Here is a 21,248-nt window from a genome sequence, read left to right as displayed (position 1 = left end):
CGGCCGGAAACGTCACGGCGTTAACCTGTTCCTCGCTGAATCTGTAAACGGGCGAAGGCCCATAATCGAGTGACGAGGAGATCCATCATGGAAACCGCAGTGGCAGAACAGATTGAAAACGGGCGTTATGCACAGTGTATCGCGGCATCGAAGAAGGTCTATTGGGATATCGATAAGGATGTGATTCGCGGACGCGAATTCGATTTTTCCAAACGCTTCCTGCCGGATACCCTGTCGAAGGTCGATGAGCTGGAATTTCTGGGCGAGGACGAGAAGCGCTTCATGACCCAGGTGCAGGGGCGCACCTATGCCAACACCTTCGGCCTGGTGGAACGCTTCATCAGCGCCAAGGTACTGGAGGTCAGCCGTGATCACTGGCTGGGTGACCAGACCGCGCTGGAGGCGCTGGTCCGTTTTAGCAATGAGGAGCTGAAGCACCAGGAGCTGTTCCGCCGCATCGAACGGATGGTGGGGCAGGGCATGCCTGCGGGCTACTCCTACCGGCCACAACCGAACGATGTCGCCGGGGCGGTGCTGAGCAAGTCCACCTGGTCGGTGCTGGCGCTCACCTGCCACATCGAAATCTTCGTGCAGGCACATTATCGGGAGAACATCGATCCGGTGCACCAGGTCGATGGCCTGTTCAAGGATGTGTTCCGCTATCACTGGATGGAGGAGGCCCAGCATGCGACCCTCGATGAACTGGAGTGGCAACGCGAGGATGACAAGCTGAGTGCGGCCGAGCGTGACCAGGCGGTGACCGGCCTGATCGCGCTGGTGGGGGCCGTGGACGGCATCCTGCAGATGCAATCAAAGGCCGACACGGAATATTTTGTCGCTGTCAGCGGTCGTATGTTCAGCACTGACCAGCGGCAACGCATCGAGGATACCGTGCTCAAGGCGTACCGCTGGCAGTACATCGTCTCCGGCGTGCAGCATCCGCGATTCGCCGCCAGGCTGGGCAGCCTGATCAGCGAGGCGCAGATGCAACGCATCGGCGAGGCGTTGGCCGGTATCATGGGCTGAGGGGAATGGCACTTACTTAAGCCAAGAACCACCGTCATCCCGGCGCAGGCCGGAGGAGTGGTGCATGGATGCACCGTTTACGGACCAAAGGATGGCATCCAGACGTGCTTAATGGTGGCGGTATTCCTGGATTATTCGCTTCGCTCACCCTTCGGGCCGACTTTCAGTCGTTCAACGCGCTTCGCGCTTTAGTCCGGCCTGCGCCGGAATGACGAAAATATCCCCATCCGCTCCCTGGGCGACCGCGATGGCCAGTTCGGCGGGGAATTCGCTGCCGTCGGCGCGCAGCGCGTTGACCTCGACACGCCGACCCAGAAACGGTCCGCCACCGGATTCCCAGTAGCGCTGCAGCCCCCGCTGGTGCGCCTCGCGGTGGGCCGGCGGGATCAGCAGTTCCGCCAGCGGTTTGCCAATGACTTGCGCACGCGGATGGCCGAAGCAGCGCTCCGCTGCCGGGTTGAACTCGATGATGCGGCCCTGGGAATCCATACTGATGATGCAGTCCAGTGCCGCCTCCACGGTGGCGCGCAGCCGGTCCTCACTCTTGCGTATTGCCGCCTCGCGCAGTTTCCGCTCGGTGATGTCACGTTTGATCGCCAGTACATGGGGCGTGCCTTGATAATCCATGGCCACCAGATGGGCCTCCATGTCCAGGCCCCGTCCGTCTTTGGTGATCTCGCGGGTCTCTTCAATATGGTCCTTGCCGGCATTGGCCGGTTCTGCGTACCAGCCGCTGCGCACGCGGCTGATAAAACGCTCCAGTACCGGGTGGGCATCCGGGTGAAAGCGCTGGTGCGGATCCATATTGAGCAGCTCCTGTTTGGAGTAGCCGTAGAGGTTGATGAAGGCCGGATTGATGTCGACGATGCGGCCTTGTGAACTGTACAGCACCATGCCGTCAGCGGACGCCTTGAAAATGGCGCGATACTGCTCCTCGCTGGCGCGCAGCGCGTTTTCGCGCAGCTTGCGTTCCGAGATATCGCGTACAAAGGCCAGCAGATGCGGTTGGCCTTGATACTCCATCGGCACACCGTTGACCTCCACGTCAAACAGCGTGCCGTTCTTACGCCGGTTGATGGTGACGACATGAAATGGCTTGTCGGCCTTTACCGTTTCGATGAATCGATCGAACTCCTGGCGATGGTCGGGATGAATCAGCAGGCGTGGATCGAGCGCCAGCAGTTCCTCTTTCGAATAGCCGTACATCCGTATGAAGGCCGTATTGACATCCACCAGCTGCCCCTCCGCGCTCCACAGCGTGACCCCATCCACCGAGGCATTGAAAATGGAGCGGTACTGCTCTTCGCTGGCGCGCAGCGCCTCCAGTGCCTGCTTGTGTTCCGATACATCCCTTGAGAAGGCGAGAATGCGTTGCTGCCCGGCGAGTACCGCCGGTTTCAGCACCACATCATCCCAGTGCAGGCTGCCGTCCTTGTTGCGCCGGTGCCATTCGAAACGTACCGTCTCATTCCGTCTGGCGCACTCAATCAGGCGCAGGGCATCTTCCGGGGTATACGGCGGCTCGCCGGAGCTGAGCATGCCGATATCGATCTGCCGCATCTCTTCGCGGCTGTAACCATAGTTGGCGCAGGCCTTGGGATTGACGTCAACAATGGCGCCGGTAGCAAAATCATGAATGAAGATGGCGTCTTCGCTGTTTTCGAAAATCTCCCTATAGTTGGCCTCCGAGACGCGCAATGCCCGATCGCTGCGCTGGCGCTCGATCTCCGCCGCTGCCCGTACCGAGTAGATCCGTAACATGGACTCGGTCACCTGCCGGTCGCTGAGTGCCTTGTCGTGGGCCACGCCGATCAGTCCCAGCGGGCTGCCATCGGAGCCATACAGGGGATAGGCGGCATAACTCTCGAAGTCGAATTCGCGCATCATCCGGTCGGCGGGAAACCGTCGCTGCAGATCGCGGGGAATGAACTCGAAATGCTTGCCGAAGACCTTTTCACAGGGTGTCCCGGCCAGTGCATACTCCACATCATAGAAGAAACCGCCGCGCAGATAGGCGGCGATAATGCGGGCGCTCCCCGGCCGCCCACTGTGCAACCGGGCGATGAATGCAAATTCCGTGTCGAGTGTCACGGCGAGATATTTCACCAGCTGTTCGAAGACCTCGCTGCGTTTGGCACCCGACACCGCCAGTGCGGCGTTACTCAACGCGTCCTCGGTGCGCTTGCGGGTGGTGATGTCGGTGGCGATAGTACAGAGGGCATTGATTTTTCCGTCGCCATCAAACAGGGGTATACGTGAGGTGAGGTAGGTGCGCCGTATCCCCCCGGTAATCAGCTGTTCCTCGGTTTCGGAATGTCGCCCGCTAGCCAGCACCTGTTGATCATGCAGATGGATCTGCTCGGCGAGCTCCGGCGGCAACACCTCAAACACCGTCTTGCCCAGGGGTTGGATGCCGGTGGCGGCGAAGATACGTTCGAGCCGCTTGCTGACCCGCAGGAAATACCCCTGGGGGTCGCGCAGGGCGATGATCAGGTTGGAGTTGCGAAGCAGCTGGACGATAAAGGATTCGCACGCCGGATCGGCGGCGCTATACACGATCTTATAGGATTCCACCTGCGTCTCCTTCAATGCACCTGACGGTTTCCGGATAAGTTTAGCCTGCAACGATCCGGACGCTGATCGCCGATACAAAACTGAAACAATCGAAACCCAACGGTAACCTGGGCGGTCGGCAACGACCGGCCAAGGCCGCGTCACCCTGGCGCAAGGCGTTTATGCCAGAGATTCAAACGGCAGCGGTGGGAACAAACATATAGCCCGCGCCGCGCACGGTGCGAATCACCTGGGGTTTGCTCGGGTCGGGTTCGATCTTGCGGCGCAACCGTGCAATGCGGATGTCGATACTGCGGTCGAAGGGATCCCAGTCGCGGTTCTGGGTAAGTTGCAGTATCTGGTCGCGGCTCAGCACCCGGTTGGGTCGGGTACCGAATATCCTCAGCAGGTCGAACTCCATGCTGGTGAGGGCGATCTCCATCCCGTCTGCGTCAAACAGGCGCCGGGAGTCGAGATGCAGGCGACAGGGGCCAATGCGAATCTGCTCCGGTTCAGCGGCCGGTGCTGTCGGGGCGACGGCCGGCCGGGCGCGACGCAACACACTCTTGATGCGGGCCAGCAGTTCCCGGGTATCGAACGGTTTGGCGACATAGTCGTCGGCACCGATCTCCAGGCCGATGATGCGATCGATCACCTCTCCCGAGGCGGTGACCATGATGATCCCGGTATCGTGACGCTCGCGCAGGTAGCGGGCCAGGCTGAGCCCATCCTCGCCGGGCAGGGTGATATCCAGCAGCACCAGGGCCGGGGTCTCCGCCTGCAGCAGGGCGCGCATCGACTCGCCATCGGCCGCCCCGTGCACCCGATAGCCCTGGCTGGAGAGATAGTCGACCAGCATCTCCCGTACCTGGGTGTCGTCGTCCACGACTAAGAGGGTCTCGCGCTCGCCCATCATGGCAAACCGGCAGCTGACATTAGTCAATGTATAGGCAGTGGCCCGGGAAACTGCAAGGGGAGCGGGGTAGGCCTGCCCCCGGTCTTCAGGCCCGCGCGGGGTGGCGCCGGGTAAGCACGATGGCAATGCCGCCGAGCACGGCCACGGAGGCAACCAGCAGGCGCAGGGTGACCGCCTCGGACAACAGCAGCACGCCGCCGAAGGCGGCGATCACCGGCACCGACAGCTGCACCGTTGCGGCACCGGTCGCGCTCAGGCTGCGTAGCGCGGCATACCAGAGGACATAGCCGAGTCCCGAGGCGATGGCCCCCGAGGTGACGGCAATCGCCAGGCCGCGCGGATTGAAGTGGAAGTGGTCGAGGAAGACGAGGCTCAGCAGCAGCCCCAGGGGTAGCGTGAGCAGAAAGTTGCGGGCGGTGGAGTGCAGCGGGTTGGCGACGCCGCGGCCGCGCAACGAGTAGATCCCCCAGCCGAGGCCCGCCAGAGTCATCAGCAGGGCGCCGACCGGCTCGGGCGCGGTCACCCCGGGCGACACCAGATAGACCAGCCCGGCCATCGCCAGCGTCAGTCCGATCCAGGCGAGGCCGGAAAACGGCTCGCCACGGCGCAGGCCGGCGAAGAACATGGTTAGCTGCACCACGCCGAACAGGATCAGCGCACCGGTGCCGGCGCTGAGGGTGATGTAGGCGAAGGAGAAGGCGGCCGCATAGAGGAACAGCATGCCGGCGGCCAGCCAGTCGCTGTGCTGGGGATCGGTCTGAGGCCCGGCCTCGGCATCGGTCCGCAGGGCGCCGCGCAGCCGCACGATCAGCCACAGCATGAGCGCGCCTGAGGCCAGGCGGACAGTGGTGAAGCTGGCCGCGTCAATGGCCTGTTCCCCCAGGGCCAGGCGGCATAACAGGGAGTTGGCGGCAAAGGCCAGCATGGTCAGCGCGGTGAGTGACAGGGTCTTCAGATCGGCTGTTTGGGTCATCGGATTATCCTGTCGACTTTGTCAGATTCTGGTGCTGTTTCCGATATGGGGCGGATAGCTTTCGGGTGGGAGGAAGCCGGTCCGAGTCAATCTGAAAAAGTGGGCCTAATCGAGCCTGATCTTCTGCTCCATCGGCAGTGCCGGATTCAGCGCCCACTCGGCGGCGGAGCCGTCATAGAGACGCGCCTGGTCGTTGCCCAGCAGTTCATGGGAGACGAACCAGGCCAGTGAGGTGCGGTGGCCGGTATGGCAGAAGGAGATCTGTTCACCCTGTAACGGCACCCCGGCGGCCTGATAGATGCGTTGCAGGTTTGTCGGGTTGTGGAAGGTCGCGCCGCCATTGACGGTGAGCCAGTCGAAGGGCAGGTTCAGCGCCCCGGGCAGGGTGCCGGGGCGTGCCTTGGGGTCGCCGCGCAGCCCCAGGTACTCGCCGACACTGCGGTTGTCGACCAGGGTGACGCTGCCCAGAGCGGCGTTGACCTGATCGGCCGTGACCAGGTACTCCGTGCGGGGTTGCGCCTTGAAGGTTTTTTTAACCGGTGGATTGGGCCGGCTTTCCAGCGGGTGGCCGCGCTCCTGGGCATAGGCGATGAGACCGCCGTCGAGGATGGAGACGGCATCATGGCCCAGGGCCTTGAGCGTCCAGTAGACCCGGGTGGCGGAGGCCAGTTCGCCGGCACCACGCCCGGTCACCACCAGCACCACCTGGGTTTGGTTATCGATGCCCAGGCCGCCGATAAGCTGTTCCAGTTCCGCCACCGGCGGCAGCATCTGCGGGGTTCCCTTGGCATCGGGTTTGCGCCAGTCGGCGTAATTGCTGTGGACGGCGCCGGGGACATGGAATTTCTGGTAGGCGGGCGGTGTTTGCAGATCCAGCACCAGCAGATCCGGCTTGCCCAGATTGCCGGCCAGCCAGGCCCCATCCACCAGCGGCTGGCCGGCCAGTAGTGGCGACGCCACACAGAATAACAGTACCAGTAACAGGTAGAAGGGGCGGAAGGGCTTTGTTTTCATTGCATAGGTTCCTGTACGGTAAATACTCACGGGGTGATTGGCCTGCCTTGCCGGCCTCACACGATGGCTTGTCTCCTCGAATCCGGCCCCATTTTCAGCGCCTGCCCAAACTCGCTTCGCTCAAACAAGGGCAGGCTTGATCTGAAAAAAGGGCCGGATTCGAGGCGCCATCAAGATCGGCCAACAAGGCAGGCCAATCACTCACAGACCGGGTGAGTAGTTACTCTGCACGTTTCTCAATGACGCGGATGGCACCGGCCCGCCACGGCCCTCATCGGACCATTTTTTACAACGCCATGCCGGGCTGTGATGGCCTCGGGTGCTGGCGGATAACCGTATTGTGCCACTGGTTGCCACCAGTATAGGGCCTTGTCGAGGTACTTTTCCAGGTACTCGCCCCGGGCTGTAAAAACCCCGGATCCGCGCGCGGAGGTAGGCCCGTGTCGCGCTGAACCCTGGTGGAGTTACCATTCCGTAACCCGGTGATTCGAATCGGGCCGATGGTCAGTGAGTTGAGTGGAGATTCGCCCGTACCGGCGGTTCGGCCTTTGGCGGTGGCGCCGGCCCTCACGACCCCGTCCGGGGATGGCTGACGGACCTTGGTTACGGGGACGTAACACAGGATGTTTTTCGGTCGAGTCTAGAAATAACCAAATAAAACAACGTGTTAGCCTGTTGCGGGTGAGATCTGGTTACCATCGGGTAACCCAGCGGCGCCGGTGGATCCGCTAAATCCCGGTTCCCCCTCCCGCAATGTGAAAAATATTCAGTTATTACAACAAGATAGAAAACCTACAAAAAAACTGTGGTATGAAAACTGCTCTGGATATTGGCGTTCAGGAACGGTGCCGAAAAAGATATCCAAAAATGGCCATGGCGTTCCTGGCGGCTGTAGGTTCCTTAATCGCTTTCAACATAAATATCATAAGGAGGATTCCCCATGCCCGTTGGTCTCCAGGCTGAACCATCCCTGGGCGTGCCCGGTAAAAAACGTTGGGCCATGGTGGTCGACTTGCGTCGATGCATCGGCTGTATGGCTTGCGTTTGTGCTGACAAGGCTGAATACGATGTGCCGCTTGGCGTATGGCGTACCATCGTAAAGGTCAAAGACACCGGTCACTACCCCAATACCAAACGCCATTTCATGCCGCGTTTGTGCAATCACTGCGACAACCCGCCCTGTGTTCGGAACTGTCCGACCGAGGCCACGTACAAGCACGAGGACGGCTTTGTCCTGCAACGCTATGAGCGCTGTATCGCCTGCCGCACCTGTGTCGCCGCCTGTCCCTACAACGCCCGGCATGTGCTGCCCAGGAATCGCGACCGCGTGAAGATCGGTGGCGTGGTGGACAAGTGTACCTTCTGCAACCACCGGGTGGAAAAGGGGCTGCAGCCCGCCTGCGTGCAGACCTGTCTGGGCCGTTCGCGCATCTTCGGTGATCTGAACGATCCCAACAGCGAGGTATCCCGCCTGGTGGCGCGGCACAAGACGGTGGTGTTGAAACCCGACAAGGGCACGCGTCCCCAGGTGTACTACATCAAGCCGGACCGCGCCCAGACCGAGCAGGTGTTCAGTGCCCCGCACTCCTATGCCGCCCGTTCCGATGCCGAGGCTTTCTACCGGCACAATCGGGGCAGCAAGTTCTTTTCCGGTGTCCTATAGGGGAATGCATCATGTTTGAGTACATGGAATACAACATCGCCCCCTGGGGGGCCGAAATCGTTATCTACTTCTTCCTGATCGGTGTCGCCGCCATGACCTTCGTCTATGCCGCCGCGCCGGCGGTGTTCGGCAATGTCTTCGGCGGTGTGGCGAAGTCGATGGAGCCGTTTCAGAAGGTTGGCTTGATCGCTTCGTTCGTGCTGCTGCTTATCTGCGGACCGCTGCTGATCATGGATCTGGGGCAGCCGAGTCGCTTCCTCTATCCGATTCTCTATTTCCACTGGACCTCGCCGCTCTCCTGGGGGTCGCTGTTCCTGCCGTTGTTCGGCCTCTGCATCATCGGGTTCTACTTCGGCTTGGTGAAGGGGAATCAGGGGCTGATGCGGGTCACGGGTATTTTGGGCTCGCTGCTGGCGCTCTCCATGCCGCTCTATACCGGGCTCGACCTGATGGTCAACCAGACCCGGGAGTTGTGGAGCAACCCGACCATCCCGCTGCTGTTTGTGATTCTCTCCATGAGTTCCGGCACCGCGGTGGTGGCGGTCATCCAACTGGTGCGCGGCCAGCTCAATGCGCAGGCCGTCGAGTTTCTGCATGCCTTTCTCTATCTCGCCCTGGCGGTCACCTTCGCCCTGTTCCTGGCCGAGTGGGTGGTGCTCAACTACGGCACCGGTGAGAAACAGCAGGCCTGGGAGATCATCAACCAGCAGTTCGGCTTCAAGTACTGGGGGATGACCTTCCTGATCGGGATCCTGGCGCCCCTGGTGCTGGTGGCCATGCCCAAGTTGGGGCGTGATCCAAGAATCCTGACCCTGGCGGCGGTGCTGAGCGCGGTGGGCGCCTACAGCTTCAGGGAAGTGCTGATCTATGCCGGTCAGCTCACCCAGATCAATTTCTGAGGAGACAAAGATGAGTGACTCTATTAAATTCACCCGCCGCGATTTTATGAAATTCGGCGGCGCGGTGGGAACCGCGGCCGGCGCCCTGGGCCTGGCCAGCAGTCGCCTGGTGGCCATGGAGCAGGACCTGGGGGGCAAGGACTATTCTCCGACCACCGGCGCGGAACGCCAGGCGGTGCCCTATACCTGCATGGCCTGCAATATCGAGGACGGCGGTGTCGCCTACGTGGAGAACGGCCGTATCGTCAAGCTGGAAGGCAACATGGATCATCCGAATACCCGCGGCAAGCTGTGCGCCAAGGGTAATTCCGGCTTCCTCCACGTCTACGATCCGGACCGCATCATGACGCCGCTGCTGCGCACCGGCAAACGTGGCGAGGGCAAGTGGAAACGCATCTCTTATGACGAGGCCACCACCCTGTTGGCAAGCAAGCTGCGCGAGGTGATCGATCGCGCCGATGCCGAGCACAAGCCGGAAATCCTCAACGAGATGGTGTTCAAGTGGGGGCGCGACCGTACCGGCGGCGCCGTGGGCCGCTTCATGCACGCCCTCGGTTCCAACGCCATGCTCAACCACACCAATATCTGCGAGTCCTCCAAGAAGGTCGGGCTGGAGCCCACCTGGGGGCCGGATATCGAGTCCTGCGACTGGGCCAATACCAAGTACATCCTCAACTTCGGTTCCAATGTCCTGGAGACCGCCTACTTCATGAACCCCAACGCCCAGCGCCTGGTGGACGGCGTGGTGGGCAACAAGGCCAAGCTGGTGAGTTTCGATGTGCGTATGTCCAACACCTCGGGCTTTGCCGATGAGGCCTTCTTCCCCTATCCGGGTACCGACGGCGCCATCGCCCTGGCCATGGCCCACGTGATCATGAACGAGGGGTTGTACGACGATGACTTCATCAGCAACTGGACCAATGTCAGCGCCAAGCAGTTGATTGATCATCTGAAACCCTACACGCCGGAGTTCGCCGAGGAGGAGTCGGGGATGTCAGCGAAGGATATTCGCCGCATCGCCCGTGAGTTCGCCACCACCAAGCCGGCTACCACCTTCTCCTACCGGGGACCCTGCAAGCATGTCTGGGGCTCCTACCAGGAGGCGGCGATCAACATGCTCAACGTCATCACCGGTAACGTGGAGAAGAAGGGCGGCTACTGCCTGCCCCGGGGCATGGGTTGGCCGCAGCCGCAGCCGGAGCCGCCCAAGGGCAAGACCGCAAGCGTGATCGCGGCGCCGCCGCTCTATCCTCTGGCCTCGCACCATGTATCGACTCACGCCCCCTACATGATCAAGAAGGGCGAGGCCAAGGTGTCGGTGTGGATGACCTACTACGACAATCCGGTCTACACCTATCCATCGAGTCATGTATGGAAGGAGATGCTGAGCGACGAAAAAACGGTGCCCTTCTATGCCTCCTTCAGTCCCTACATGTCGGAGTCTACCGAACTGGCGGACCTGATCATTCCCGATGTCACCTACCTGGAACGGCACGATCCCGAGTCGATGCCGGGTGGGCTCTATCCCTGCCTCTCCATTCGCCAGCCGGTGGTCAAGCCCCTGGGCGGCACCCAGGAGTTCCGCCAGACCCTGATCGACGTGGTCCACAAGGTCGATCCGGATGGTTCGAAGGGGATGAAGAAGTATTTCGCCTTCAACAGCGTTGAAGACTGGATGCGGGCCCACTTCGACGCGATCCCGGGCCTCAAGGAGGATGGTGGCTGGGACTTCATGAAGAAGAAGGGTGTCTGGCCGATCTATGGCGAGTGTGATAAGGAGACCACCAAGCTCGTTGACAAGAACGGTAACGAGGTGGAGCCCGATTACGGCCTCTACACCAAGGAGCTTTCCGCGTCCGACATGGCCGGTGCCGAGGTCGATTATGATGGCACCATCAAGAAGGATGGGCAGGCCATCGGTGTGCAGGTCAATGGCCGGAACATGGTCGGCTTCGGCACCCCCTCACGGCGCATGGAGCTCTACAAGGAGAGCTACCGGAAGTACGGCTTCAACCCGTTACCGGTCTACAAGCGCCTGCCCTCCCGGGACAAGAAGGCGGATGAACTGGTACTGACCACTTACAAGGTGAATGTCCACACCCAGAGCCGCACCGCCTCGCTGAAATACCTGGCCGAGCTCTATCACAAGAATCCGGCCTGGATCAATCCGAAGACGGCGGCGGCGCGCGGGCTCAGCGACGGGGACCTGATCCGGGTCACCTCCTCGCTGGGTTACATCGTGACCCGTGCCCACGTCACCGAGGGGATCCACCCGGATGTGGTGGCCATCTCCACCGCCTGCGGCCACAGCGCCTACGGCCGGCTGGCCCAGCTCAAGCAGCGCGAGCAGGCGGCGGATTATGTGCAGGGGGGTGATGCGGATATCGCCAACAACGTCTGGTGGAATGACAAGGGGGTGCATCCCAACCCGATCATTCGCCTGGCGGTCGATCCCATCGGCGGTTCCCAGGGCTGGTATGACACGGTGGTCACCGTCTCCAAGGCGGAGTCGGGGGATAAATACGGCGACACCAACGTCAGCCTGGAGGCCTCGATGAAGGATTACGAGGAGACCCTGCGCTACGCCTACACCGGCGACATCCACCGCTCCAAGCACCAGGAGGTGGATATCGACTGGAACAGTCTCCCTGAACCTGCGCTGCCCAGCGGCGGCCATTAACCCGCCACACCCCCGGTGTCCTGGATGCCGGGGGTGTATTTGTTGATTGGGAGGAGAAGAGATGCAGACAACAACCACTATGGCATCGGAAACAATAATGGAAAACGGTTTTGAACATGGACATGAGCGGGTAGCCGAGACCCAGGCCCTGGCCGGGCTGTTCGGCTTCCTGTCCCGCTGTATCGAAGAGGAGGCGGACGCCGGTCTGATCGATCTGATCCGCGGCGAACTGCGTGAGCCGTTGGCCGCGGCCGGCCTCGGATTCGACGAGGAGTTTTACCATACCCCGACCGCGACCCTGGTGGAGGTCCTGGCCGAGGAATACACCGGACTGTTCGTGGCACCGGGTTGCATCAGCCCCTATGCCTCGGTGGTCGAGACCGGCTGCATGTTCAAGGAGCCGGCGGATCGTGCCGCCGCGGCCTACCGCCAGGCGGGCTGGGACTATCGCAACCGCCTGAGCGGCGAGTTCCCGGACCACATCGGCACCATGCTGGGCTTTTATGCCAAGCTGGCCGAAGCCGAGGCGACGGCGCGGCTTGCCGGGGATAGCGAACGGGCCGAACAGTACCAGACACAGCGCGAGAGCTTCCTGCTGGAGCAGCTGGCCGAGTGGGCGCCGGGCTGGTGCCAGCGCGCCGCCGAGGCCGCACTGTTGCCGTTCTACAAACGCTTGCTGGGGATGGCCGAGCAGGCGCTCTGGTCGGAGCTGGAACAGCGGGTTGAGCGGCGCCGCCTGCGTGAACTGGCGGAGCTGAACCGGCGTGAACCCAAGCGTCTGGATTACGACGCCGATTTCCGTAAGGCCTCGGGGCTATGAACACGCGTGCCCCACGGGTGCTGCTGGTGGAGGGCTCCGGGCGCGGCTTCCTGAGCCACTACAGCCACGCCCTGGCGCTCGGCCTGCAGCGGGCCGGTATCGAGACCCAGCTGCTGACCGGCCGGCGCGACGAGCTGGAAGGCTGGGCGGTGCCCTTTCACAAGCAGGCCTGCCTCGACGGCGGCCGCCGCGGCTGGCGCTGTGTGCGCCGGCAGGTTACCGAAGAGCGCCCCGACATCGTCCACCTGCAGTGGGTCGACAATCCCTTCCGCGCCCTGCGTTTCGTGCGCTGGGCGCACAAACAGGGGGTGCGGGTGGTCTATACCCCGCACAATATACTGCCCCACGAAAAGCGCTGGCTGCTGATGCCCGCCTACCGCTTGTTGTATCGCATGATTGACCGGGTGGTGGCGCGTGACGCGCACCTGGCCTGGGCGCTGGAGGAGCTGCTGGACACCCCCGGGGAGCGGCTGACGCTGCTGCCCGGCAGTCCCAACTTTCTGGCGTTGCAGGCGCTGGAATGCCAGGCTGATTCACCTGCTCCGAAAAAAGTGGCGGGTGAGCGTCGACTGCTGTTTTTCGGTCACGGCTGCCGGCGCAAGGGGCTGGACCGGCTGCTGGAAACCGTGGCCGGCAACCACTGGCCCGAGGCGATGCATCTGGTGGTGGCGGGCGAGGGGGTGCTGAGCGGCATATCGGACGGGTTGCTTGATGCCGCCAGCCGTGCCGCGCGCATCACCCTGATCGACCGCTATGTGGCACCCCGGGAGGTGGCCGCCCTGTTCCGGGATGCCGACCTGCTGCTGATGCCCTATGTCAAACAGTGCAAGAGTCCGCTGCTTGATCTGGCCGCCGCGTTGCGCCTGCCGGTGCTGCGCTCCGACCGGGTGCAGGGCGCCGATTTTCGCGAGGACGTGCACGGCTGTACCTTCTCCCATGACGATCATGCGGCCATGGAGCGCCGCTTGAAGCAGACCCACTGGCTGTCCGGGGTGAGGGGCAATCTCGCGGCCATGGATGATCCCCTGGCGGCCATCGACCGGCTCGCCGAGGGCCACCGGCAGCTCTACCTGAAAGTCCGTGAAGAATGCCTGCCGGGCAGTGATGCGCATCGGTTTCCGGCCTTTCTCGCACCGCTTTCCGAGGTCTGAATCAGCCATGCGTAACCGATCTTTTGCGGAACTCCAGTACCCATTTGAGACAGGGACGTTTCATTTTTTTTCGCGGTCCAGGCGCCTTATGAAGCCCGTAGGTTGGGGTGAGGAACGAACCCCAACATCATGGCGCACACGCATGAAACCCCGTTGGGGTTCGCAGGCTCACCCCAACCTACGAAGCGTAAGTTTTGTAGGGTGGGTTAGGCGCGCCTGGCACAGGGGGTGGCCGTTTGCATTGCGCCGTGCGCGCGCCGTAACCCACCGTTTGGCGGTTGGGGAGTCGGTGGGTTACGCGGCGCCCGGCTGTTGTCGTAGTCGGGAAGGGTGGTGCCTGTGCGCCGCTAACCCACCCTACGAAACTTCCACACAATCTTGAGGAGTGCATAAGATGGCGGGTGCGGGACAGACAGTGATTCTGATTGCGCATGAGCGCAAGCTGCCGGAACTGATCAAACTGATGAAGATCCAGCAGCCGGTATTCAAGGAATACCGGCTGCTGGCGACGTCTGAGACCGGCGAGGCGATCGAACACGAACTGGCGCTGGAAGTGACACACCTGTTTTCCGGTAAAAAGGGCGGCGAGATCCAGCTCTGCGGCCTGGTCTGCACCAACACGATTCGGGCGGTCTACTTTATCCGTGACCCGGAGAACCCGGCCGCCGACGAGCCGGATATCAGCCCCTTCTACCGCGCCTGCGATCTGAACAACGTGCCCCTGGCGACCAACATGGTCAGCGCCGTCGCCCTGACTTACTGGCTGGGACGCAAGATCGCCGCGCCGGCAGCGGCGGGCGATTCAAGGGAGAGCGCAGCATGCGACTGACCACCTCCGAACAGGCCGATGGTTACCTGCGGCTGTCCGAAATGATCGTCGAGGAGGAGTTGTGTATCAATCTGCGCGGCCGCCTGGAGCACTGCACGCGTTGCCGCGATGTCTGTCCCTCCGACGCCCTCAGCCTGTCGGCGGATGCCGTGGATCTGGACCAGCAGAAGTGCACCGGTTGCAACAGCTGCCTGCCGAGCTGTCCGGCCGGCGCCCTGCGCTCCAGCGGCTTTGTCCCGGAACGTTTCATCTCCGCCCTGGCGGGCCGGGAGCGGGTCGATCTGCACTGCCGCGCCAGCACGGGGGCGGGCGGCGGCGTGGTCATCCCCTGTCACAGCGTGCTCGATGCGCGGCTGATCAGCGCGGCCCGGGCCGAGGGTGTGGAGACGCTGGCCCTGCATGGCCTGGATCACTGTGCCGGATGCCGTTACGGCGATGCCCGCGACACGCTCCGGCAGGTCGCCGAAACCCTGGTCGAATGGCTGGGCGAGGCGGCGCCGCTGCTGGATCTGGCGCCTGCTGACGGGGCGCGCAAGGCGGCGCGCGAATACCAGGATCAACCCCATCTGAGTCGCCGCGCCTTCCTGCGCTTCGGCGGCGCCCAGGCGATGACCCAGGCGGCGGAATGGATCGTTCCCGGCCTCAGCCCGGAGGAGGCGGACGCGGATGCCCTGCCTTTCTACCAGAGCAGTGTGTTTCCGCAACGCACGGTCCAGTACCAGGAGGTGCTGGCGAGCCGGGCCGGCCGGGTGCCCTGGCGTGATGGCGCGCCGCTGCCCTGGAAGCGGCGCTCGGTCAATGCGTTGTGCAGTGGCTGTCTGGCGTGCGGCGAACGCTGCCCCACGGGTGCCCTGCAGGCCAGCGAGAGCGGCCAGGCGCGGGAGCTGAGCTTCGACCCGCTGCTCTGCACCGACTGCCTGCTGTGCGAGCGCATCTGCCCCGAAGGGGCGATAGTGCCGCATTCCGCGCTCGCCCTGGATGAGCTGGAAGCGGGCCGTTCGCTGTTGTTCCACCTCCCGCAACGGCCCTGTGGTCGCTGCGGTACCCCCTTTGTTCCGGCAGACCCGGCAGAGGAGAACTGCCGGGTCTGCGGTAATGAACAGGAGCTGGATGACGAGTGGCTCGACATGCTGTCCGGGTAGGGAGTGACTGCGCCTGTCCAGCGTGCGATCGATGCGGTTCGTTTCACTCACCACATCCTACAGGTGCGGCGAGACCGATCGTAGGGTGCCGGTGAGGTACGAACCGCACCAGCCGGGATTGGAAGCATCACCATGATGGACCATGCGGGTTAGCTGGGCAGGGGCGGGGGCGGGCGTGCTGTTGACCCTCCTGGCCGGGGCGTTTGCCTGGTGGTGGATGCAGCCGCGCACGCCGCAGGAGCTGTTCAAGGCACGCTGTTCGAGCTGCCACGAATTGCGGATCGAGCGCCTGTGTGAATTCGAGCCGGCGTTGCGGCCCGTCATCGTCGAGGTGATGCGCCGCGAACATGGCGCGGATCAGGTGGTCAGTGAAGCAGAGGCGCTGGTGATACAACACTACCTGAAGGAAGAGTTTCAATGTCCATGAACAGGCACCATTCATATCAATCCAGGCAGCGGGGTCGGAGTCACTCCATCCAACCCCGAGCGTTTACCTCATGGTCGTTACATAGATTGACTCCGACCCGAATGGCACTTACTTCAGGTGAATTGCAGGATATTCGTCATCCCGGCGCAGGCCGGGATCCAGACCGCTCAATGGTGGCAGTATTCCTGGATTCCATCCTCAGGTCCGAAAACGGTGCATCCCTGCACCACTCCTCCGGCCTGCGCCGGAATGACGGTGGTTCTGGCTTAAGTAAGCGCCATTCGACTCCGACCCCCACCCGATAAATGAAGGAAGAGTTTGAATGCCGATGAATCTATCCCATCAATCGATACAGAGTATCGAAGAGTTGGTTCTGGATGCCCTGAGCCGGGTCTGCCTGAGCGATGGCGGGCCGGACGTGGTAAGTGCCGGCCAGGTGTATGACGTGGTGGCCACGGGTGGTGCGGTGCGGATACTGCTGGATCCGGAGCATCTTGCCGAGGATCAGCAGGAGGCGCTGGCCGAGGCGATCACGCCGCTGGTGGAATCCCTGCCGGGGGTCGAGCGTGCCGTGGTAAAGCCGCGTCCGCGCTCCATCGCCCAGCGGGACTCCCTGCCGGGCATCCGCCATGTGGTGGGGGTGCACAGCGGCAAGGGCGGGGTGGGTAAGTCGACCCTCACGGTCAATCTCGCCGTGGCGCTGGCACAACAGGGTTACGCAGTGGGATTGCTGGACGCGGATGTCTACGGCCCCTCGGCACCGACCCTGCTGGGGGTAAGCGGGCGCGCCGAGGCCACGGCCGCGGGTGACCGGATCGAGCCCCGGGAGGCGTTCGGCGTGCGCATGATGTCGATCGGACTACTGCTGCCCGAGGAGCAGGCGCTGATCTGGCGCGGTTCCCTGATCGACCAGGGGCTGCCGCAGCTGTTCCACGATGTCGCCTGGGGCGAGCTGGATATCCTGCTGGTGGATCTGCCGCCGGGGACCTCCGATGTGCATATCGCGGTGGCGCAGAGCGTGGCGCTCTCCGGGGTGATCACGGTGACCTCTCCCGGCCAGGTGGCGATCGACGATGTGCGCCGCGGGCTGGAGATGTTCGCCGATCTGGCGGTCCCCTGCCTGGGGCTGGTGGAAAACATGGCCGGGGTCGCCTGCCGCCAATGCGGACATGTGGGCGCGTTGTTCGGGGCGGGCGGGGCGAGGGAACTCGCCGACCTGACCGGGCTGCCGCTGCTGGCCAGCCTGCCGTTCATGCCGCGGGTGGCGGTGGGCTCGGATGACGGCTCGCCGGTGGCGCGGGAACACACCGGTGTCGGGGCGCCGTTTCATGAGCTGGCCGGGCGGATTGCCGCCGGCCTGAAACTCGAACAAGTGCAGGAACAACAGACGGAGGTGGTGCTATGAGCCGCTTGCCGGAATTTCCGATCCCTGTACAGGTCAATCCGGTACAGGCCAATCCGGCGTCCGCCGCGGATGAGTCGGCCTGGTATGCCGAACCCCAGGCCGCGGTCGCCGGGATCGAGGATATCGTCCTGGTGGCCAGCGGCAAGGGCGGGGTGGGTAAATCCACTGTCACCGTCAACCTGGCCTGCGCCCTGGCCCAGGCCGGCAAACGGGTCGGCATACTCGATGCCGACCTGTACGGCCCGTCGATCACCCGCATGATGGGTACCGACCGGGAGCTTCCGGTCGATGACGAGGGACGCACCCTGCCGGTGGAGAATCACGGCGTCTGGACGGTGTCGGTGGGCAATGTGCTGCCGCCCGAGGCGGCGCTGGTGTGGAAGGGTCCGCTGGTGACCCAGGCCCTGACCCAGATGTTCCACGATATCGCCTGGCCGGAGCTGGATATCCTGCTGGTGGACTTGCCGCCGGGCACCGGCGATGTGCCGCTGACCATCCTGGAACAGATTCCGGTCAGCGGGGCGGTGCTGGTGACCACGCCGCAGAAACTGTCGATCGTCGACGCCGCCCGCGGCATCGCCATGTTTCATGATCTCGACATCCCGGTGTTCGGCCTGGTGGAGAACATGAACAGCTATATCTGCCCCTGTTGTGGCGAGGCGCAGGCGCTGTTTCCGGACGGCGCGGCGGAGTCGCTGGCGCAGCGCAAATCGGTGAAGTTCCTCGGCGGCATCCCGCTCGACCCGGAAGGGCAGCTGCTCGCCGATAGCGGTACGCCACTGGTGGTGAGCCGTCCGCAAGGGACGGTCGCGCAGCTGTTTGTCGGTGTCGCGGCTGAGCTGGCGAGTGCGGTCGAGCGCGAGCGCGCCTTCCGGGCGCGGGACAGCAACGAACAGATGCGCGCCGAGCATGAGGCCTTCTGGGAAAATCTGCTCGATGATTGATATGGGAAAGCAGGAGTTTTAGCCACGAGAAGTGGTGCAAGGATGCACCGTTTACGGACCTGAGGATGGAATGAACGCGAATAAACGCAGTAACTACTCACCCGGTCTACGAGTGATTGGTTTACCTTGCCGGCCTCACGGGATGGCTTGTCTCCTCGAATCCGGCCCCTCTTTCAGCGCCTGCCCCAACTCGCTGCGCTCAAACAAGGGCAGGCTTGAATCTGAAAAAGGGGCCGGATTCGAGGCGCCATCCAGATCGCCCGACAAGGCAAACCAATCACCCCATGAGTAGTTACTAAACGGAAATAGCTCGTAGGTTGGGGTGAGGAACGAACCCCAACATCATGGCGCGTACGCAGGAAACCCGTTGGGGTTCGCAGGCTCACCCTAACCTACGAACTAAGGATGGAATAAACGCAAATAGGTGATGTAGCTTGGTAGGGTGGATAAGCCGGTAGGCGCATCCACCAATCCGGGAAAACCGCGGAATAATCGATAGAGGTAGGGTTATGAGTGAAGAGACCAAACTGTTTGTACAGTACCAACCTGAAAGCGCGGATACGCAACAGGAGACACCCGCCTGGATGACCGGTGCCGATGCCCTGGTGATAAACCCCTGCGGTTGCACCCCGGATCGCTTCGCCGAACTGTCGGTGGAGACGGCCCTGTTGCTGGGTGGTGATCCGGAGCGGGATGCGGGCTGGCTGGAAAACGGCCACTGTTACTGGGTCTGCGCGGAGGGGCTGGCGGAGACCGCCCGACGGCGCGAGCGCTGGCCGGAGCTGAACTGGGTGCCGCAACTGACGGTGTTCAAGGCGGCCACCAGCTACCGCTTTTCTGGTCCGGCGATCGGTGAGGGGTTCTCCTTCTACATGCCGGACACGGCGGCGATCCAGGGCTGGCGGGTGACCGATGCGGATCGTTCGCTGGCCGAGGCGATCACCCTCGCCACCGAACTGGGTTTTGCCAATCTCTGGCTCCATTCCGAGCAGGCCGAGACCCGGGGCAAGGGGCTGGATCTGGAGATGCTGGACAAGGCGCGTGGCGGTCCGCTGGAGATCTGGATCTCCGGCGGCGTTCCCGAGCGGCGCTACCTGCGCAACCTGGCCAGGGCCGGCGGCGCGGCGGCGGTGGTGGTGGCCGATACGCTGGTGCGTGAATCCGGCGTGGAGAGCCTGAGGCAGGCGCTGATACCGTCGGTTCCCCTGCAGGATTTTCCGATTCAGATCGCAACCAGGGAAGCCGAAGCAGGACAGGTGTGAGGCTGACGATTAGGGCTCGCGCAGGAATAACTCCGTGGTCCAGGGGCGGCCGAATGCAGGAACGTAATCTTGTGCGGTTCCTTATCCTGATCGGCGTGCTGCTCGCCCTACTGGGATCAGGCGATGTGTCGGCGCGCTGGCCGACCGTTAGCGCGCAACAGTTGCGCGCCTGGTTGGATGCGATCGATCCGCCGCTGATTCTGGATGTACGTGGGCGCGCCGACTACCGTGCCGGGACCATTGCCGGGGCGCTGGATGGCGGCATGGACCCCCGGGGTTATCTGGCGGATGGCAACGGCGGACGCTTGGTGCTGTTGTTGCCGGAGGGTGCCGACGAACGGGTCACCGATGCCTGGTTCGCGCGCCTCGCCAATGCCGGCCATCGGGTGTGGATACTGGAGGGCGGGCTTGCGGCGTGGATCGAGGCCGGCGGTACGACGGAAGTACCGGAATTCAGCTATACCCGGCCCGGCAGCGTCCCGTTCCTGATACCGAGGGGTCTGTGCGAGGGGGGCGAACCCTCACAGGTGTTCGATTGATGATGTCGTTCCCAGGCCTGGTTAACTACCCCGGAATAGTCTGGAAGCGGGCCTGTCACCTGCTGCAGAGGGTGTCCGCGGCCAGGGAGGGCCGCCCAAGGAAGGGCTTACGGCGTCCCTCCGCGGGAGGTAACACGCCTGCATACATGGTTACCCCGCTGCTTGTCGCCGTACTGTTTATTGCCCCGTTGCCGGCCTGGGGGGGGACGGGTTATCCCGGTGATGAAACGGCCCCCTGTGGCGATTGCCACCCCCGCCAACAGGCCGAGTTTCAGCGCAGCCACATGGCCATGGCTGCGCGCGCGCCCGCCTTCCTCGAAGAGTGGCGGCGCAAGGGGCGGCCGGATACCTGTTTCGCCTGTCACGCGCCCAGCCGCGGCGCGGGCGTGGCCTGCACCGATTGTCACGGCACCGCCGGTCACCCCTATCCGAGGCTGTCGCTGCCGGCGGTTTGCGCACCCTGCCACGATGCCCCGGGCGAGCTCACCCTGCGCAGCTTTCGCGACTCGCCGGCGGCACGCCGCGGCGAGGATTGCCTCTCCTGCCATCTGCCCGGCGAGGGGTTCAGCCACGATTTCCGTGGGCCGAAGCGGCGCGGATTTCTGCAGGGGATCGCCACCCTGACCATCGCCTTCCGGCGCGAACCGGCCGGCGATACCGCACTGCTGCGGATCCGCCACCGGGCCGGCCACGCCCTGCCGGGGGGTACCACCGGGCGCGCGGTCTGGCTGCTGGTTGAGCAGCGCGATGCCGGGGGACGGGTGGTGGCCGAGCGCCAATACCGCTTTGGCTGGCTGCATTCCTCAACGGCCGGATGGCGGGAGAACAGCCTGCCGCCGGGCGTCGGCAAGGTGGTCGAGGTGCCGCTGCATGAAGCCGCCGGGGTGATTCGTGCTAAGCTGATCTACCGCTTCCGGGCCGGCGGGCTGGACAGGGCCGATCCCGATCAGCGGGTGCTGGTGGACGAGACTAGGCCGCTGGCATTCCGGACGGTGCCATAGGCGC

18 protein-coding genes are annotated in these 21,248 nt (G+C 63.2%); 14 read left to right on the top strand and 4 right to left on the bottom strand.

Annotated elements, in window-relative coordinates:
- Positions 1 to 87 precede the first annotated feature (87 nt).
- A complete protein-coding gene (locus tag O9K64_RS09865) occupies positions 88 to 1,026 on the top strand; it encodes a hypothetical protein (RefSeq protein ID WP_275097895.1) in 939 nt (312 codons plus the stop codon).
- Between the two features lie 171 nt (positions 1,027 to 1,197).
- On the opposite strand, the gene O9K64_RS09860 is transcribed toward O9K64_RS09865, so the two are convergent.
- The 4 genes from O9K64_RS09860 to O9K64_RS09845 all read right to left on the bottom strand — a co-directional run bounded on the left by O9K64_RS09860 (position 1,198) and on the right by O9K64_RS09845 (position 6,482).
- Complete coding sequence (locus tag O9K64_RS09860; RefSeq protein WP_275097894.1) at positions 1,198 to 3,600, bottom strand: PAS domain S-box protein; 2,403 nt, start codon at positions 3,598 to 3,600, stop codon at positions 1,198 to 1,200.
- 172 nt (positions 3,601 to 3,772) lie between these two features.
- A complete protein-coding gene (locus O9K64_RS09855) occupies positions 3,773 to 4,522 on the bottom strand; it encodes a response regulator (protein ID WP_335342269.1) in 750 nt (249 codons plus the stop codon).
- 58 nt (positions 4,523 to 4,580) lie between these two features.
- Complete coding sequence (locus O9K64_RS09850) at positions 4,581 to 5,468, bottom strand: DMT family transporter (protein ID WP_275097893.1); 888 nt, start codon at positions 5,466 to 5,468, stop codon at positions 4,581 to 4,583.
- Between the two features lie 105 nt (positions 5,469 to 5,573).
- Positions 5,574 to 6,482, bottom strand: a complete 909-nt coding sequence (locus tag O9K64_RS09845; RefSeq protein ID WP_275097892.1) for a sulfurtransferase — start codon at positions 6,480 to 6,482, stop codon at positions 5,574 to 5,576.
- Positions 6,483 to 7,422: 940 nt separating this feature from the next.
- Between O9K64_RS09845 and dsrO the strand changes: the two genes are divergently transcribed.
- The 13 genes from dsrO (at position 7,423) to O9K64_RS09780 (ending at position 21,244) form a co-directional block, all read left to right on the top strand.
- Positions 7,423 to 8,145 carry a sulfate reduction electron transfer complex DsrMKJOP subunit DsrO gene (dsrO, locus tag O9K64_RS09840; protein WP_275097891.1) on the top strand — a complete coding sequence of 241 codons (723 nt, stop codon included), beginning with the start codon at positions 7,423 to 7,425 and terminating at the stop codon, positions 8,143 to 8,145.
- An 11-nt stretch (positions 8,146 to 8,156) separates the two neighbouring features.
- The gene (nrfD, locus tag O9K64_RS09835; protein ID WP_275097890.1) at positions 8,157 to 9,044 is read left to right on the top strand and encodes an NrfD/PsrC family molybdoenzyme membrane anchor subunit; all 888 of its coding nucleotides are present in this window, start codon (positions 8,157 to 8,159) and stop codon (positions 9,042 to 9,044) included.
- Between the two features lie 10 nt (positions 9,045 to 9,054).
- A complete protein-coding gene (locus tag O9K64_RS09830) occupies positions 9,055 to 11,724 on the top strand; it encodes a molybdopterin-containing oxidoreductase family protein (protein ID WP_275097889.1) in 2,670 nt (889 codons plus the stop codon).
- A 97-nt stretch (positions 11,725 to 11,821) separates the two neighbouring features.
- Positions 11,822 to 12,544, top strand: a complete 723-nt coding sequence (locus tag O9K64_RS09825) for a TorD/DmsD family molecular chaperone (RefSeq protein WP_275097888.1) — start codon at positions 11,822 to 11,824, stop codon at positions 12,542 to 12,544.
- Positions 12,541 to 13,695, top strand: a complete 1,155-nt coding sequence (locus O9K64_RS09820) for a glycosyltransferase (RefSeq protein WP_275097887.1) — start codon at positions 12,541 to 12,543, stop codon at positions 13,693 to 13,695. Before O9K64_RS09825 ends, O9K64_RS09820 begins: the two co-directional genes overlap by 4 nt.
- A gap of 394 nt (positions 13,696 to 14,089) precedes the next feature.
- Entirely contained in the window at positions 14,090 to 14,524 is a 435-nt protein-coding gene (locus O9K64_RS09815) for a methylglyoxal synthase (RefSeq protein ID WP_275097886.1), read from the top strand.
- Complete coding sequence (locus O9K64_RS09810; protein ID WP_275097885.1) at positions 14,515 to 15,666, top strand: 4Fe-4S dicluster domain-containing protein; 1,152 nt, start codon at positions 14,515 to 14,517, stop codon at positions 15,664 to 15,666. Before O9K64_RS09815 ends, O9K64_RS09810 begins: the two co-directional genes overlap by 10 nt.
- Before the next feature lie 142 nt (positions 15,667 to 15,808).
- Entirely contained in the window at positions 15,809 to 16,093 is a 285-nt protein-coding gene (locus tag O9K64_RS09805) for a hypothetical protein (protein ID WP_275097884.1), read from the top strand.
- Between the two features lie 322 nt (positions 16,094 to 16,415).
- Positions 16,416 to 17,498: an Mrp/NBP35 family ATP-binding protein gene (locus O9K64_RS09800; protein ID WP_275097883.1), complete on the top strand. Its 1,083-nt coding sequence runs from the start codon at positions 16,416 to 16,418 to the stop codon at positions 17,496 to 17,498.
- On the top strand, positions 17,495 to 18,442 hold the full coding sequence (locus O9K64_RS09795) for an Mrp/NBP35 family ATP-binding protein (protein WP_275097882.1): 948 nt from the start codon (positions 17,495 to 17,497) through the stop codon (positions 18,440 to 18,442). Before O9K64_RS09800 ends, O9K64_RS09795 begins: the two co-directional genes overlap by 4 nt.
- Before the next feature lie 509 nt (positions 18,443 to 18,951).
- On the top strand, positions 18,952 to 19,704 hold the full coding sequence (locus O9K64_RS09790; protein WP_275097881.1) for a hypothetical protein: 753 nt from the start codon (positions 18,952 to 18,954) through the stop codon (positions 19,702 to 19,704).
- Positions 19,705 to 19,775: 71 nt separating this feature from the next.
- Entirely contained in the window at positions 19,776 to 20,243 is a 468-nt protein-coding gene (locus O9K64_RS09785; RefSeq protein WP_275097880.1) for a rhodanese-like domain-containing protein, read from the top strand.
- 146 nt (positions 20,244 to 20,389) lie between these two features.
- On the top strand, positions 20,390 to 21,244 hold the full coding sequence (locus O9K64_RS09780; protein WP_275097879.1) for a hypothetical protein: 855 nt from the start codon (positions 20,390 to 20,392) through the stop codon (positions 21,242 to 21,244).
- Positions 21,245 to 21,248 lie beyond the last annotated feature (4 nt).

The organism is Sedimenticola hydrogenitrophicus, from assembly GCF_029017505.1.
In the GTDB taxonomy this organism is placed as follows: Bacteria; Pseudomonadota; Gammaproteobacteria; order Chromatiales; family Chromatiaceae; genus Sedimenticola; species Sedimenticola hydrogenitrophicus_A.
This window is presented reverse-complemented; position numbering and strand designations above follow the sequence as displayed.

What these genes read in the sequence shown, in the direction of transcription:
- O9K64_RS09865 (WP_275097895.1), top strand. Translation starts at nt 88, where the DNA reads ATGGAAACCGCAGTGGCAGAACAGATTGAAAACGGGCGTTATGCACAG.
- O9K64_RS09850 (WP_275097893.1), bottom strand. Translation starts at nt 5,468, where the DNA reads ATGACCCAAACAGCCGATCTGAAGACCCTGTCACTCACCGCGCTGACC.
- O9K64_RS09845 (WP_275097892.1), bottom strand. Translation starts at nt 6,482, where the DNA reads ATGAAAACAAAGCCCTTCCGCCCCTTCTACCTGTTACTGGTACTGTTA.
- dsrO (WP_275097891.1), top strand. Translation starts at nt 7,423, where the DNA reads ATGCCCGTTGGTCTCCAGGCTGAACCATCCCTGGGCGTGCCCGGTAAA.
- nrfD (WP_275097890.1), top strand. Translation starts at nt 8,157, where the DNA reads ATGTTTGAGTACATGGAATACAACATCGCCCCCTGGGGGGCCGAAATC.
- O9K64_RS09830 (WP_275097889.1), top strand. Translation starts at nt 9,055, where the DNA reads ATGAGTGACTCTATTAAATTCACCCGCCGCGATTTTATGAAATTCGGC.
- O9K64_RS09825 (WP_275097888.1), top strand. Translation starts at nt 11,822, where the DNA reads ATGGAAAACGGTTTTGAACATGGACATGAGCGGGTAGCCGAGACCCAG.
- O9K64_RS09820 (WP_275097887.1), top strand. Translation starts at nt 12,541, where the DNA reads ATGAACACGCGTGCCCCACGGGTGCTGCTGGTGGAGGGCTCCGGGCGC.
- O9K64_RS09815 (WP_275097886.1), top strand. Translation starts at nt 14,090, where the DNA reads ATGGCGGGTGCGGGACAGACAGTGATTCTGATTGCGCATGAGCGCAAG.
- O9K64_RS09810 (WP_275097885.1), top strand. Translation starts at nt 14,515, where the DNA reads ATGCGACTGACCACCTCCGAACAGGCCGATGGTTACCTGCGGCTGTCC.
- O9K64_RS09805 (WP_275097884.1), top strand. Translation starts at nt 15,809, where the DNA reads ATGCGGGTTAGCTGGGCAGGGGCGGGGGCGGGCGTGCTGTTGACCCTC.
- O9K64_RS09800 (WP_275097883.1), top strand. Translation starts at nt 16,416, where the DNA reads ATGCCGATGAATCTATCCCATCAATCGATACAGAGTATCGAAGAGTTG.
- O9K64_RS09795 (WP_275097882.1), top strand. Translation starts at nt 17,495, where the DNA reads ATGAGCCGCTTGCCGGAATTTCCGATCCCTGTACAGGTCAATCCGGTA.
- O9K64_RS09790 (WP_275097881.1), top strand. Translation starts at nt 18,952, where the DNA reads ATGAGTGAAGAGACCAAACTGTTTGTACAGTACCAACCTGAAAGCGCG.
- O9K64_RS09780 (WP_275097879.1), top strand. Translation starts at nt 20,390, where the DNA reads ATGGTTACCCCGCTGCTTGTCGCCGTACTGTTTATTGCCCCGTTGCCG.